This is a genomic window from Nocardiopsis kunsanensis DSM 44524 (genome assembly GCF_000340965.1).
GTDB lineage: Bacteria > Actinomycetota > Actinomycetes > Streptosporangiales > Streptosporangiaceae > Nocardiopsis > Nocardiopsis kunsanensis.
Window position 1 is genome coordinate 189,466 of record NZ_ANAY01000007.1, and the last position, 14,566, is coordinate 204,031.

The 14,566-nt window shown below is 72.1% G+C and carries 14 protein-coding genes and 1 riboswitch; of the genes, 12 read left to right on the forward strand and 2 right to left on the reverse strand.

The window, feature by feature from the left end; translation table 11 throughout:
- Positions 1-282: 282 nt before the first annotated feature.
- A complete protein-coding gene (locus D456_RS0106765; protein WP_017575408.1) occupies positions 283-969 on the forward strand; it encodes an SAM-dependent methyltransferase in 687 nt (228 codons plus the stop codon).
- 25 nt (positions 970-994) lie between these two features.
- Positions 995-1,537 carry a DinB family protein gene (locus D456_RS0106770; protein ID WP_017575409.1) on the forward strand — a complete coding sequence of 181 codons (543 nt, stop codon included), beginning with the start codon at positions 995-997 and terminating at the stop codon, positions 1,535-1,537.
- A gap of 62 nt (positions 1,538-1,599) precedes the next feature.
- On the opposite strand, the gene D456_RS0106775 is transcribed toward D456_RS0106770, so the two are convergent.
- Positions 1,600-3,726, reverse strand: a complete 2,127-nt coding sequence (locus tag D456_RS0106775) for a primosomal protein N' (protein ID WP_017575410.1) — start codon at positions 3,724-3,726, stop codon at positions 1,600-1,602.
- A gap of 399 nt (positions 3,727-4,125) precedes the next feature.
- Here D456_RS0106775 and fmt point away from each other — a divergent pair, with 399 nt between their 5' ends.
- Entirely contained in the window at positions 4,126-5,061 is a 936-nt protein-coding gene (gene fmt / locus D456_RS0106780; RefSeq protein WP_017575411.1) for a methionyl-tRNA formyltransferase, read from the forward strand.
- Positions 5,062-5,134: 73 nt separating this feature from the next.
- Positions 5,135-6,601 carry an RsmB/NOP family class I SAM-dependent RNA methyltransferase gene (locus D456_RS0106785; RefSeq protein ID WP_017575412.1) on the forward strand — a complete coding sequence of 489 codons (1,467 nt, stop codon included), beginning with the start codon at positions 5,135-5,137 and terminating at the stop codon, positions 6,599-6,601.
- A 32-nt stretch (positions 6,602-6,633) separates the two neighbouring features.
- On the opposite strand, the gene D456_RS0106790 is transcribed toward D456_RS0106785, so the two are convergent.
- Positions 6,634-7,020 carry a hypothetical protein gene (locus tag D456_RS0106790; protein ID WP_017575413.1) on the reverse strand — a complete coding sequence of 129 codons (387 nt, stop codon included), beginning with the start codon at positions 7,018-7,020 and terminating at the stop codon, positions 6,634-6,636.
- Between the two features lie 127 nt (positions 7,021-7,147).
- Here D456_RS0106790 and rpe point away from each other — a divergent pair, with 127 nt between their 5' ends.
- The 8 genes from rpe (at position 7,148) to D456_RS0106830 (ending at position 14,546) form a co-directional block, all read left to right on the forward strand.
- Entirely contained in the window at positions 7,148-7,819 is a 672-nt protein-coding gene (gene rpe / locus D456_RS0106795) for a ribulose-phosphate 3-epimerase (protein ID WP_017575414.1), read from the forward strand.
- A gap of 176 nt (positions 7,820-7,995) precedes the next feature.
- Entirely contained in the window at positions 7,996-9,159 is a 1,164-nt protein-coding gene (locus tag D456_RS0106800) for a phosphatase PAP2 family protein (RefSeq protein ID WP_017575415.1), read from the forward strand.
- Between the two features lie 69 nt (positions 9,160-9,228).
- Positions 9,229-9,359: riboswitch (FMN riboswitch) on the forward strand.
- Positions 9,360-9,474: 115 nt separating this feature from the next.
- Positions 9,475-10,107: a riboflavin synthase gene (locus D456_RS0106805; protein ID WP_026115639.1), complete on the forward strand. Its 633-nt coding sequence runs from the start codon at positions 9,475-9,477 to the stop codon at positions 10,105-10,107.
- 85 nt (positions 10,108-10,192) lie between these two features.
- Positions 10,193-11,482, forward strand: a complete 1,290-nt coding sequence (locus tag D456_RS0106810) for a bifunctional 3,4-dihydroxy-2-butanone-4-phosphate synthase/GTP cyclohydrolase II (protein ID WP_017575417.1) — start codon at positions 10,193-10,195, stop codon at positions 11,480-11,482.
- Between the two features lie 28 nt (positions 11,483-11,510).
- On the forward strand, positions 11,511-11,984 hold the full coding sequence (ribH, locus tag D456_RS0106815; protein WP_017575418.1) for a 6,7-dimethyl-8-ribityllumazine synthase: 474 nt from the start codon (positions 11,511-11,513) through the stop codon (positions 11,982-11,984).
- 67 nt (positions 11,985-12,051) lie between these two features.
- Positions 12,052-12,510 (forward strand): PH domain-containing protein, encoded by a 459-nt coding sequence (locus tag D456_RS0106820; protein ID WP_017575419.1) that lies wholly within the window; start codon positions 12,052-12,054, stop codon positions 12,508-12,510.
- Positions 12,511-12,634: 124 nt separating this feature from the next.
- Positions 12,635-13,819, forward strand: a complete 1,185-nt coding sequence (locus D456_RS0106825; protein WP_017575420.1) for an XdhC family protein — start codon at positions 12,635-12,637, stop codon at positions 13,817-13,819.
- Between the two features lie 154 nt (positions 13,820-13,973).
- Positions 13,974-14,546 carry a nucleotidyltransferase family protein gene (locus D456_RS0106830; RefSeq protein WP_017575421.1) on the forward strand — a complete coding sequence of 191 codons (573 nt, stop codon included), beginning with the start codon at positions 13,974-13,976 and terminating at the stop codon, positions 14,544-14,546.
- Positions 14,547-14,566: the final 20 nt, after the last annotated feature.

Below are 14,566 nucleotides of genomic sequence, written 5' to 3' on the forward strand. Positions count from 1 at the left end.
CGGTGGAGCATGCCAAGCGTTGGGTCCGCCGGCCGTCGCGGGCAGGGGCCGTTGAGCCGGGTGGGTCCTCGGCCCGGAAGGTCCCTGATCCCGATCCTGGGAATCCATACACCGCAGGTCACTACAAAGAGCTCAAAAGGTAACATTTCGTTGTCCGGTGTGCTGGGAATCACGTGGGCAACCTGTAGCATCGGGCCCTGATGGCATGGCGCGGTGCCGTCGGGGCCGCCGGCCCCGCGGACTCGAACCTGCCTCCCGCGAGCGAACCGGCTGGGGGACGAGATGACGTACGCGCGACGGCACCAGGTGGAGCCCGGAACCGTGCTCGACGGCCAAGGGCCATCCTCCCGGGTCCCACCCTCACGTGGACACGTCGTCCATCTGGGCGGACGCCGCCAGAACACCGCGCCCGCGCAGCCGCCCGCCCGCGACGCCCGTGCCCACCAGGCCTTCCTCGACCGGGTCGTCGACTACCTCAGCACCGACCGCGGGGTGCGCCAGTTCATCGACTGGGGCAGCCCGGTCCCCGGAACCGCCGAGCGCATACGCCGGGCCCACCCCGACAACAGCGTCGTACACGTCGCCCCCCACGGCACCGTCGGAATGCTCTCCTCACCCGACACCCCCGTCCTCTCCGGCGGAGCCGAGAACGCCGAGACCCCTCTGCGCCGGCTCACCACCTGCGGGCTCGTCGACTTCGACGAGCCCGTCGCTGTTCTCATGACCCGCCCCTTCAACGCGCACACCCCGCCCCCCGGCCTGACCCGACTGCACTCCCTCATGCACGGCGGCGGATACCTGGCCCTGGCCGTGGACGCACCCGAACGGGCGGCCGAGCAGGTCTTCGACCCCTTCGTCCCCCTCGAACCCGGCCTGGCCGATCTGCGATGGTGGCCCTACCCGGACGAGGACGTGGCCATGGAGGGCACCGGAGTGCTGGGTGGCCTCGGGCGCACCCACAGGAACTGACGAACATCCCCGGGGGAGTAGGGGCATGACGACACCGGCAGTGAACTGGCCCGCCGAGATCCTGGCGCAGGGCGCGTTCTACTGGGACTTCTCGCTGTGGCCCCGGTTGGGGGGACTCACCGACGCCGAGTTCTACTGGGAACCCGCGCCCGGAGCCTGGACCGTGCGCCGCCTGCCCGACGGCCGGCACGCGCCGGACAACGAGGTCCCCGAGCCCGACCCGCCCCCCGTCACCACCATCGCCTGGCGCCTGGGACACATCGTCGTGGACGTGCTCGAGACCCGTATCAACTGGTACTTCGGCGACCGCACCCTCAGCCGCGATACCGTGGACTGGCCCAGCAGCGCCGACGAGGCCAAACAGCGCCTGCGCATGGCGTTCCACACCTGGGGCGAGTACATGCAGGAGCTGGGCGAGGAGGACTTCGCCGCCCCCGTGGGCGGGTCCGAGTCCACACAGTGGGAGGACCTGCCGCTGGTGGTGCTCGTACTCCACCTGCAGCGCGAACTGATCCACCACGGCGCGGAGGTCTCGCTCCTGCGCGACCTCTACCGCGCACGTGACTGATCCCCGCACACGGCGCCGGGCGGCGTGCACTGTGCGGGCACGGGGCCCGCGCCACGGGCCGGTCAGATCACGTGGAGCGGGTCCACCCGGACCTGGGCCAGGTACTCGTCCCCACGGGCGCTGCGCGCCGCAGCAGCGACCTTCAGCGCGTGCGTGAGGGCACCGATCCGGTTGCGCGGCACCCGCAGCAGGGCACGCTCCGGAGCCCGGTCCTCACCCGGGCGCTCCGGCCCGGGACGATCCACCGGGACCGGACCCAGCAGGTCGGCCTCCGGGGGCAGCTCCACCTGGTCGAGCAGCTCACGCACGTGCTCCGGAGCGCCGGTGACCGAGGCCATCGACACCGCGGGCGGGAACCCCAGCTCCTGCCGCTCGGCCAGCTCCCGCTCCGCGTGTCCGCCCGGGTCCCAGCGCACCAACGACTGCACGACCGGCAACCCCGCCTCCGCAGAGACCACGACAGTGCCCCCGGGACGCACCAGGGAGGCGGCGTTGAACCACCGCCGCAGCGCCTCCTCCGACGCGCGCAGGTCCATACGGTTCAGCAGCGCCCACCCGTCCAACAGGACCGCGGCCGCATACCCCTGCCCGGCCACCGGCTCGGCGCCCGGCGTGGCCACCACGATGCAGGGCCGGTCCGGGACACGCGTGAGCACCTCGTCGCGCCCGGAGGTGCGCACCGTCAAGGAGGGGAAGGCACGGCCCAGTTCCTCGGCCGTGCGGCGCGCACCCACGACCACCGCGCGCATGCGTGTGCCCGAACACCCCGGGCAGGCCCAGCCGCCCGACACCCGGCCGCACCATCCGCACGAGGGCATCGCGTGCGAACCCCGTACCGCCAGCGGGCCGTGGCACTGCTCGCACCGGGCCGGTTCCCGGCAGTTCGCACAGGCCAAGGTGTTGAGGTAACCCCGGCGCGGCACCTGGAACAGGACGGGGCCGGTCAGGGCCGCCTCCCGGGCCGTGCGCAGCGCCAGGCTCGGCATCCGCGCCGACCGGGCCGCCTCGTCACGGGCCAGCTCCCGGTCGTCCCCGGCCGCCTTGACGACGGGCGCGTACCGACGGAGCGTGCCGCGGTCGGCCACCAACGGGTGCGCCCACCCGGCCTCCACCAGCAACTGCGCGTCCGTGGTACGCGTGCGTCCGCCTATGAGCGCGCCCGCACCCTCCCGGTGGGCGCGCATCGCCAACACCGTGCGGGCGTGCGGGTAGGGGGCGTGCTGGTCGGCGTGCACGTCGTCGCCGTCGTCCCACAGCACGACCAGGCCCAGGTCGGACACGGGCGCGAAGACCGCCCCGCGTGTACCCACGACCACGCACACCTGGCCGCGCAACACCTTCAACCAGCGCCGGTAGCGCTCGGCCGGGCCCAGATCAGCGGTCAGCGCCACGTGCTGCCCCTCACCCAGCACCTCGGCGAGCGCGGCATCGACGGCGGCCACGTCGCGCCCGTCGGGTACGGCCACGACGGCGCCGCGCCCGGCCGCCGCGGTGGCGCCGACAGCCACGGCGACGGCGTGTGCCCAGTCCGGTCCGGGCAGAGCGTTCCACACCGCGCGGGCGGGGCGGCCCTCGCGCAGCGCCCGGAGGAACGAGGGCCCCTCGGGGTAGTTCGCCCACGGGCCCGGGACGACCGGTGGCGCCTCCGTGGTTCCCGGTATCCCCGTGTCCTGCGGGTCCGCCGTGTCCGAATCCCCCGCGGAGCCTCCCTCGGCCGTCGCGGCCTCCTTCTCCACACGGCCGTGCCGCGGGGGGACGGCCAACCGCAGCACGTCGTTGAGCGTGCCCGCGTAGCGTTCGGCCACCGCACGCGCCAGGTCCAGGATCTGCGGGGTCAGCACCGGCTCCGGGGAGACCACCGAGTCGATGTAGAGCAGCCGACCGGAGAACTCCGACTGCTCCACCCGTTCCACCAGGAACCCGTCCAGTTTGCGGTTGTTGAAGTAGACGCGCACACGGCATCCGGGCACGGCCTTCTCGTCCATGCTCGCGGGCACCCGGTAGTCGAAGGGCCGGTCCAGGTGGGGGAGCGGGGTGTCAACGACCACCCGTGCGACCGGGAGGCGATCGGCAGGACGTTTGGCCTTGGGCCGCCCGGCCGTACGCGCCTTCGACCCCGCCGCCGGGGTCCTGGCGGGTCCGGGGAGGTCGAAGAGGGCCTCGGCGGGCGGATCGGGGTGCGTTGCCATGTCCCCTCCGGTCCTCGAGTTCCTCCCGTGGCCGGAACCGGGATCCGGGTCCGGCCCCTCCGGCCGGGCGGGCGCCGCACCTCGCGGTCGTGGCTGCTTCCCGGGCCGGGTGACCACGAGGTCTCCACGGGCCGGCGCGGGCCCCACCCGCGCGTGAGTCCGAGTGACCCTCACGGACAGCACTCAACGTACCACCGCCGCAGGGAGGGCTTCCGCCCCTGGACAGGGGATCGGGCCGGTGTGCCGTGCTCCACGTGCGGGGGTGAGAAACACCCGCTCCGCTGCGGAAGGGCCCAGGTCCGTCCGCCTCCGGCGTGCATGCCGGAGCACGCCCGGACGAGACAGGGTAGAACTGGGACACCGACAGACCAGGACACGGGTGGAGGGGACACCACACACATGAAGCTCGTCTTTGCCGGAACACCCGAGGTCGCGGTGCCCTCACTCCGGGCGCTCCTGGCCTCCGACCACGAGGTGGCCGCCGTCGTCACCCGGCCCGACGCCCGCTCCGGCCGCGGACGCAAGGCCTCGGTCAACCCCGTCGCCGAGGTCGCCGAGGCCGAGGGCATCGAGGTCCTCAAACCGGCCAAGGCCCGTGATCCCGAGTTCCTGGCCCGCATGGCCGAGATCGCGCCGGACTGCTGCCCCGTCGTGGCCTACGGTGCTCTCCTGCCCCGGCCCGCGCTCGACATCCCCCGGCACGGGTGGGTCAACCTCCACTTCTCGCTGCTCCCGTCCTGGCGCGGTGCCGCCCCCGTGCAGCACGCCCTGCTGCACGGCGACGACGTCACGGGCGCCTCGACGTTCCGGATCGTCGAGGAGCTGGACGCGGGCCCGGTCTTCGGCACCCTCGCCGAGACCGTCCGTCCCACCGACACCAGCGGCGACCTCCTGGAACGCCTCTCGGTCTCCGGCGCCGACCTCCTCGTGCGCACCCTCGACGGCATCGAGGCCGGTGCCCTCGAAGCGGTGCCCCAACCCGAGGCCGACGTCTCCTACGCCGCCAAACTCACCCCCCTGGACGCCGAACTCGACTTCACCGCCCCGGCCCGGCGTGTGGACCGGCTGGTGCGTGCCTGCACCCCAGCCCCCGGCGCCTGGACCCCCTTCCGCGGGGCCCGCCTCAAGGTCGGTCCCGTGCGGCCCATCACCGACGCCGACACCCCTGCTCTCGAGCCCGGCGAGCTGCACGTGGAGAAGAAGCGGGTACTCGTCGGCACCAGCACCCATCCCGTCGAACTCGGACGGGTCCAGCCCCAGGGCAAGAAGGCCATGGACGCGGTCGACTGGGCACGTGGTGTGCGTCCCACCGAAGGCGACCGCCTGGGCAGCTGAGCTGCCGTAGGCTCGGAACCGGCGGCGTCCGGCCGCGCGACACGTCCCCGGAATCGTTGAGGCAGACCCCACGTTGAGCGAGCAGCACCGTTCCCAGAACCGCCGCCCCCGCAAGGGGAAGAAACCCGCGAAGGGTGGCGCGCAGAACGGCTCCGGGCCGCCCCAGCCCCGTGACCCCGCGCGCAGGGTCGCCTACGACGTGCTGCGAGCCGTCGACCAGCGTGACGCCTATGCCAACCTGCTGCTTCCGGCGCTGCTCAACGAGCGCGGCATGAGCGGACGCGACGCCGCCCTCGCCACCGAGCTCACCTACGGCACCCTGCGTCTGCAGGGCACCTACGACGCCGTGTTGGAGGCCTGTGTGGACCGCACACTGGCCTCGGTGGACACCGAGGTGCTGCCCCTGCTGCGGTTGGGCGCCCACCAGCTGCTGTCCACGAAGGTCCCGCCGCACGCAGCCGTCAGCGCCACCGTCAACCTGGCGCGCAAGGTGGTGGGCCACCACCGGTCCCGTTTCGTCAACGCCGTCCTGCGCAGGGTCAGCGCGCGGAACCTGCAGGAGTGGACCGAGATCGTGGCCCCCGAGCGCGAGCGCGACCCCAGCGGACACCTGTCGGTGGTGCACAGCCATCCGCGCTGGATCGTCAAGGAGCTCGCCCGGGCCCTGGGCGAGCGCTCCGGCGGCGGCCTGCCCGGGACCGAGCAGCTGTTGCGCGCGCACAACGAACGCCCCCGCGTGACCCTGGTGGCCAAACCTGGCCGCTCCACCGTCGCCGACCTGACCGCTTCGGGCGCGAAGGAGGGCAGGTACTCGCCCTTCGCCGCCCACCTCGACGAAGGCGACCCGGCCGCGCTCCGCGAGGTGCGCCAGAACCGGGCCGCCGTCCAGGACGAGGCCAGCCAGCTGGTGGCCCTGGCGTTGTCCCGGGTGGACCCCCACGGGCAGGACGACCGCTGGCTCGACATGTGCGCGGGCCCCGGCGGCAAGGCCGGGCTGCTCGCGTCCCTGGCCGGGCGCCGTGGGGCCCACCTGCTGGCCGCCGAGCTCCAGCCCGCGCGTGCCGGACTGGTCGCCACCGCTGTGCACCGTGCCCCGCGTGACGCCGGCCGTGTGGTGGCCGCGGACGGTACGGCACCCCCGTGGCGTCCGGGCGTCTTCGACAGGGTCCTGGTCGATGCGCCCTGCACGGGCCTGGGAGCGCTGCGCCGCCGTCCGGAGTCGCGTTGGCGCCGTACCCCGCAGAGCGCGGAGGAGCTGGCGCCGCTCCAGCACGATCTGCTCGTCAACGCCGTCGAGGCCGTCCGTCCCGGCGGGGTGGCCGCCTACGTGACGTGCTCGCCGCACGTGGACGAGACCGACGCGGTCGTGCGGGGCGTGCTGTCGGAGCGCGGCGACCTCACGCTGTTGCGCGCCGCCGACTTCCTGGACGAAGTACCCGACCTGGCCGCCGGTCCGGACGGCATGTACGCCCAGTTCTGGCCGCACGTGCACGGCACCGACGCCATGTTCCTGGCGCTGCTGCGGCGCAAGGAGCAGTGAGCCGGACCCCGCGCGCCTCCGGCCGGAAGGGCTCAGGCGGGGCCGGTGGGAACGACCACGCAGATCATGCACGAGCTGTCTGCCACCCGCAGCAGGTAACGTCGTCCCTCGACGAGGATCTCCTTGCCGTCGGAGGCGCGGGCGGCCCGCCGTACGTCCACCCACACCAGGTGGTCGGTGAGTTCCTCCACGCCGCGCAGCTCCAACGCCAGATCGGTCACGCCCCGTTCCTGATAGCGCCGGGCCGTCCTGCCCAGCGTCGCTTTCAACTCGCCCGGGGCGGACAGGGCGAGGGTGGCTTCCTCCCCGACCACACACACCGGATAGGTGTAACGCGCCGCGACCCGGTCGAGGTCGCCCGAGACCAGTTCGCGCCCGTAGGCGTCGAGGAAGTCCTGTAGTTCGTCCCGGTCGAGCAACGTCGCCCTCCTCAGCGTGGGGCCCGACGAACGGCCGGGCGGGTCCGATCATGGGGCTCTGCCCGCGACGGGAGGCGGCCACACCCGAGCGGGCCCTGCGGACCGTGTCCTCGCTACACTCGCTGACGTGGCAATTCAGATCTCTCCCAGCATTCTCAGCGCCGATTTCACCCACCTGGCCGACGAGGCGGCGGCGGTCTCTCCGAACGCGGACTGGCTGCACGTGGACGTGATGGACAACCACTTCGTCCCCAACCTCACGCTCGGCCTCCCGATCGTGGAGTCCCTGGCCAGGGCGGCGGACACACCCCTGGACTGCCACCTGATGATCGAGGACCCCGACACGTGGGCCCCGGGGTACGCCGAGGCGGGCGCGGGCAGCGTCACCGTCCACGCCAAGGCCGCCGACGCCCCGGTGCGCACCCTGCGCGAGATCCGCAATCAGGGTGCCCGGGCCGGCCTGGCGCTCAACCCCGCCGAGCCCGTGGAGCCCTATGCCGACCTCGTCGGTGAGATGGACATGCTCCTGCTCATGACGGTCGAGCCCGGGTTCGGCGGACAGAAGTTCCTCGACGTGGTGCTGCCCAAGATCCGCCGTGCCCGCGAGATCCTCGACAGCCGTGAGGCCTCGGTGTGGCTGCAGGTCGACGGCGGGGTCAGCAGCGAGACCATCGAACGTGCTGCTGAGGCCGGCGCCGACGTGTTCGTGGCCGGGTCAGCGGTCTACGGTGCCCAGGACCCGGCCGGGGCGGTCGATTCCCTGCGCGCGCAGGCGGCCTCGGCGAGCGGGCGTGGATAACGATCCCGGTGCGGCTGTCCTGTGCGACTGGTCACACAGGCGCCGCGCCCCTTAGGCTACCGCCCGGTAGTCGTTGAATTTCGCTTGGTCGCGGCTCCGTCTTCCCCTGCGCCTCGGCGCCCGGGGGAGCGGCGCGGCGTGAGCGCGTAACCAGGCGCGGACCCGTGGAGTGCGGTGTGAACGCTTGGACGACCGGCCCCCTCGCCATGGACGCGGTGTGGGGCGCCGAGGCCGACGCCATCCAGTGGCTGCAGAAACCGGGTGAGTGGCTGTCCTACCTGCTGTCGCCCGTCACCGAACTGGGGTCGCACACCGTGGTGGTCGCGGTGCTGGCCCTGGTCTTCTGGAGCGTGCACGCCCGCACCGGCGCGCGCCTGTTCGTGCTGGTCATCGCCTCGGGTGTGGTCAACGCGCTGCTCAAGGCACTCCTGTACGGGTCACGCCCGTACTGGCACTCGGGACTGGTCGTCGGCCACGCCAGTGAACCCACGTTCGGGATGCCCTCGGGCCACGCACAGGGCTCCACGGTCCTGTACGGCTACCTCGGGATCGTCTCGGGCCGCCGCGCCTGGTTCTGGGGCGCGGTGGGGCTCATCGCGCTCATCTGCTTCTCCCGTATCTACCTGGGGCTGCACTTCTTCAGTGACGTCGTCGTCGGCGTGCTCCTGGGAGTGGCGATCCTCTGGGCCTTCCAGCGATGGGAACTCCCGGTGCTGCGCTGGTGGCGTGCGCTGGGCATCCGGACCGCGGCGGCCTACGCGCTGGCCGTCTCCCTCGTGCCGTGCGCGGCCGCGGCCCTCTGGGTCCTGGTGGTGCGCGGCCCCTGGAACGCCCCCGAGACCGATGTCGTCGGGCGCCTGCCCCAGGACCCGGCCGGCGACAGCCTCACCGCTCTCTTCCTGGTCTCGGGAGCGCTCTTCGGCGGCCTGGTCGGGTTGACCCTGCTGGCCGGGAAGGGCTGGTACAGCGCGCGCGGAACCCTCGCCCAGCGTGCGGCCCGGTTCGTCCTGGGGATCTCGGTGGTGTTGACCGTGCAGATCGTCGCCGACATCCTCCTGCGTGAGCTCTCCGGCCTGGCCGAAGCGGTTCCCACCTATCTGCTCTACGCCGCCATCGCTTTCTGGGCGACCTACGCAGCCCCGCGCATGTTCCTGAACGGGGGACTGGCCCCACACCCCGACACCGCACCGGAAACGGACCCGGGCGAGGCGGAGGGCCCCGGTACCGCTTCCGCTCCGCCGGCCGAGGGCGAGGTGTCCGACCCCGGCGGCGGCGAGGCCCCGGAGGAGGCCACCTCCGACACCACCGAGGACGGTCCCGGACGCGACCGCCGCGTGTGATGTCGGGCACCTCGGCTGTACGCCCCGATCCGCAGGGGATATGATCCGGGACGAAGACACAAGTCGTTTACGCGTGCTCCGGGGTCGGTGCAAGTCCGAACCGGCGGTGACAGTCCGCGACCCGGCCGAGGCCATCGGCCGGTTGAACCGGTGGAATTCCGGTACCGACGGTGAGAGTCCGGATGGGAGGCAGCGCGCGTGGGCGGGTGTGGCATCCGCCGGTCCTCCGGCGCCCCGGTGCACACGTCCGTCCTGTGGTGGAAGAGTCCTTCCACGTTCGTCCCCGGAGCCCGTCGAGGTGAAGGGATGCCGGACGTGTTCACCGGAATCATCGAAGAAATCGGCGAGGTCCTCTCCATCGAGCCCGCCGGCTCCACGGGTGAGGCCGCCCTCCTCACGGTGCGCGGCCCCCTGGCTTCCTCCGACGCCTCCCACGGCGACTCCATCTCGGTCAACGGCGTCTGCCTGACCGTCGTCGGCCTCGACGAGGACACCTTCACCGCCGACGTCATGAAGGAGTCCCTGGAGCGTTCCTCCCTCGGTTCCCTCGCCCCCGGATCCCGGGTCAACCTCGAACGCGCCACCCGCGCCGACAGCCGGCTGGGCGGGCACATCGTCCAGGGCCACGTCGACGGCACCTCCCGCCTGCTGAGCCGGGAACCCGGTGAGAAGTGGGACGTCCTCCGCTTCGGTCTGCCGCCGCAGCTCTCCCCGTACGTGGTCGAGAAGGGTTCGGTGTCGGTGGACGGCACCAGCCTCACCGTCTCCGCCGTCAGCGCTCCCGGCGCCGACGAGGAGTTCTTCGAGGTCAGCCTGATCCCCGCGACTCTGGAGGCCACCGTCCTGGGCGCGGCCGGGACCGGCAGCGTGGTCAACCTCGAGGTCGATGTCGTCGCCAAGTACGTCGAGCGCATCACCGCCGTGACCACAGCCCGCGCGAGCGCCTGACCCACAGTTCAACCCCGGGGGCGGACCACCTGTGGCCGCCACCCGTCCCCACCATTCACAGACCACGGACCTTCAGGGAGCGGGCATGACCGTCACCGACACCACCCCGGCCGCCGACGACTCCGAGCCGAACACCGTCCTCGACCGTATCGAGGACGCCGTCGCAGACTTCGCCGCCGGACGGGCCATCGTGGTGGTCGACGACGAGGGCCGGGAGAACGAGGGCGACATCATCTTCTCCGCCGAGCTGGCCACCCCCGAGCTGCTCGCGTTCATGATCCGGTACACCTCGGGTGTGGTCTGCGTGCCCATGGAGGGTGCGGACCTGGACCGTCTCGCGCTGCCGCTGATGACGGCCCGCAACGAGGAGAGCCTGCGCACCGCCTACACGGTCACCGTCGACGCGCGGGAGAACGTGACCACCGGGATCTCCGCTGCCGATCGCGCGCACACCATCAACCTGCTGGCCGACGCCGGCAGCGACCCCGTCGACTTCGTGCGCCCCGGACACATCCTGCCGCTGCGCGCCCGCCCGGGCGGTGTCCTGGCCCGCCGCGGCCACACCGAGGCCTCCGTCGACTTCGCCCGTCTGGCCGGGCTGCGCCCTGCCGGCGTGCTCGCCGAGGTCGTCAACGACGACGGAACCATGGCCCGCCTGCCGCGCCTGCGCGAGTTCGCCGACGAGCACGGACTCACCCTCGTCTCCGTGGAACAGCTCGCAGCCCATCGCGAGGCCCTGGGTGAGCGGATCACCGAGGAGCAGGCCCGCCCGCCCCTGGTCACCCGCACCGTCGAGACCCGCATGCCCAACCAGCACGGCGAGTGGCGCGCGGTGGGCTACACCGGAACGGCCGACGGCGCCGAGCACGTGGCCCTGGTCATGGGGGAGATCGGCGAGGGCACCGGCATCACCGTCCGTCTGCACTCGGAGTGCCTGACCGGGGACGCCTTCGGCTCCCACCGCTGTGACTGCGGCGCCCAGCTCGAGGCAGCCATGGCCGAGATCGCAGCCCAGGGGCGTGGTGCCGTCGTCTACCTCGGCGGGCACGAGGGCCGCGGTATCGGCCTGCTGCACAAACTGCGCGCCTACAGCCTCCAGGACGCCGGGGCAGACACCGTCGACGCGAACCTGCGACTCGGCCTGCCCGCCGACGCCCGCGAGTTCGGGGCCGGCGCCGAGATCCTCCAGGATCTGGGGATCTCATCGGTCCGCCTGCTCACCAACAACCCCGACAAGTCCGAGGCACTGGAACAGCACGGGGTCGCTGTGCACGAGCGTGTTCCCATGCCCACCTTCATCACCGACGACAACGTCGCCTACCTCCGCACCAAGCGCGACCGCATGGGTCACGACCTGACCGGTGTCGCACGGTAGTTCCCACTCGTAACAACAGGAGAGATCCATGAGCGGCGAAGGACGCCCAGAGCACAACGACATCGACGCCTCCGGCCTGTCCGTCGGGATCGTGGCCACCAAGTGGAACGCCCCGGTCGTCGAACCCATGCTGGCCAACGCACTGAGCGTGGTGAAGAACGCCGGCGCGGCCGAACCGGTCGTGGTGCACGTCGCCGGGGCCGTCGAGATGCCCGTGGTCGCACAGGAGCTGGCCCGCAAGCACGACGCCGTCATCGCCCTGGGGGCGGTCATCCGGGGCGGCACACCGCACTTCGACTACGTGTGCCGGTCGGTCACGCACGGCCTCACCGAGGTGGCCCTGCGCGAATCCACCCCCGTGGGTAACGGTGTCCTCACCTGTGACACGCTTGAACAAGCGCGGGACCGCGCCGGCCTTCCCGGCAGTGTGGAGGACAAGGGCGCGGAGGCGGCCGTGGCAGCGCTGGAGACCGCCGTGTCCCTGCGCGGTCTGCGCCGCTGAGCCCCGATACGAGGGGCCGGGGCGAACGGGAGAAGTGGAGCAGTCGGTGCGGCCGAAGGAAGAACCGGTGGACGAGGCAGTGAGCACGCCCGAGGTGCCGCACACGTGGCGCCCGCGCGCGGTGCGGATGGTCGCCTACGGGCTCGGGCTGTTGATCGTGGTCACCTTCGCCGTCATGGCGGTGATCCTGCCTATGGACTGGCGCACCCTGGACCGGGTGATGCTGGTCGGGCTGGGACTCCTCGTCGCGGGCGGGCTGCACCTGCTGGGCCGGCCCCGCCTGACGGTCGAGGAGGACCGGGTCCTGGTCGTCAACGGCATCCGCACCCATGTGCTCTCCTGGCAGGAGATCCTCGACATCCAGATGCCCGAGGGCGAGCCCTGGCCGTGCGTGGACCTCTCCGACGGCACCAGCCTGCCGGTCATGGGCATCCAGAGCACCGACGGCGAGAGCGCGCGACAGGCCGTGGAGGGCTTCCGTGTGATGCTGCGCCGCGGAGAAGCCGACGAACCCGACCTTTCGTAGACATCGACGAACATCACGCACGGGGAGCCGTCCGTTCTTGAGGGAACGGGGGCTCCCCCGTGTTGTCCGGGCCACATAAATTGGTGCCAGGGACCACTTGACCTGATGTGGAATGAGGTGCCTCGTGCGCGATGTCCGTACGACCCTGTCCGAGCTCTACACCTCGGGGGAGACGTTCGCTCTGGCCACGGTCATCGACACGTCCAAGAGCGCGCCGAGAGGACCGGGCGCATCCATGTTGGTGAGCGCCTCCGGTGAGGTGACCGGAAGTGTCTCCGGCGGATGTGTGGAGGGTGCCGTCTACGAGGAGGCTCTCGAGGTCATCCGTACGGGGAACCCCGTACGCCGCACCTACGGGGTCAGTGACGAGGACGCCTTCAGTGTCGGTCTGACCTGCGGCGGGACGCTGCACATGTTCATCGAGCCCGTGGACCGGGCCTCCTTCCCCCAGCTCGGTTCGGTCCTGGGAGCGATGGAAGAACACCAGCCCGTCGCGGTGGCCACGGTCGTCGCCGACCCCTCCGGGGCCGACCGTGTGGGGCTCAGGCGTGTGGTCTGGCCCGGCCACGCCGAGGGTGCCCTGGGGTCGGACGGGGGACGCCTGACCGACGCGCTCGACGACGACGCGCGCGGCATGCTCGCCCAGGGCAGCACCGGGGTGCTGCACTACGGGGCCGACGGGCAGCGGCGCGGCGACGAGCTGGAGGTCTTCGTGGCCTCCTTCGCCCCCGCGCCCCGCATGCTGGTCTTCGGAGCGATCGATTTCGCGGCGGCGGTCGCGGACCTGGGCTCCTATCTCGGGTACCGCGTCACCGTGTGCGACGCGCGCCCGGTCTTCGCGACCGCGCGGCGTTTCCCCACGGCCGAGGAGGTCGTCGTGAAGTGGCCGCACGTGTACGTGGAGGAGATCGCCGAACACATCGACGAACGTACGGCCGTGTGCGTGCTCACCCACGACCCCAAGTTCGACGTTCCCGTACTCAAGGCGGTGTTGGGCACGCGGGCCGGCTACATCGGGGCCATGGGGTCGCGGCGCACGCACGAGGACCGGCTGGAGCGTCTGCGCGAGGCGGGCGTGGGGGAGAGGGCGCTGGAGCGCCTGCACTCGCCGATCGGCCTGGACCTGGGGGCACGGACCCCGGAGGAGACCGCTGTGTCCATCGCAGCGGAGCTCATCCAGACCCGGTGGGGCGGCAGCGGGCGGGCGCTGCGGGAGACCGAGGGGCCCATCCACCGCGACAGCGAGCCCACGGGCCTGTTGCGGTCCGATTCGGTCGAGGTCCAGGACGAACCGAAAACGGTCCGGTGAGGTCCGTGCTGGTGAGAGTGGTACAGAACGAGCACGCGGCAAATGCCCCGGACGACTCTGTCCAAGCCGCCCCATGAACTCCGCACCCGCGTGGCATGATCGGCCCATGGGTACTGGGTACGCGCACGGCGGACAGCCCGACGGGGCTGGACAGGTGGCCGGACTGCTCCTGGCTGCCGGCTCGGGCAGCCGGTTGGGCCGGCCCAAGGCACTGGTGGAGTTCGGGGGTGAGCGTCTCGTCGACCGCGGCGTGCGGACCCTGCACGAGGGCGGGTGCGACCCCGTCATGGTGGTGATGGGCGCCGCCGAGACCGAGGTCGAGGGGGTGACCACCGTGCGCAACCCCGAGTGGAACACCGGGATGGGCTCCTCGGTGCGTGCCGGCCTGGACGCCCTCCCCGGGACCGTCGACGCCGTCGTCATCGCCCTGGCCGACCAGCCGCTGATCACCTCCCACGCAGTGCGCCGTCTCCTGGGGACCCGGGGGACGGGTGCCCGTGCCGCCGTGGCCACCTACCACGGGAACCAACGCAACCCCGTACTGCTGGGGCGCGAGCACTGGTCGACCGTCTACGCCCTCGCCGTCGACGACGTCGGGGCACGGCCGTTCCTGCGGACCTACTCCCACCTGGTCACCCCGGTGGAGTGCCAGGACGTGTCCCGGCCCGACGACATCGACACCCCGGAGGACCTCGAGCGTCTCACCGGCCTCCTCGAAGGGACCTGAGCGGCCCGGCGGCGGAGCGT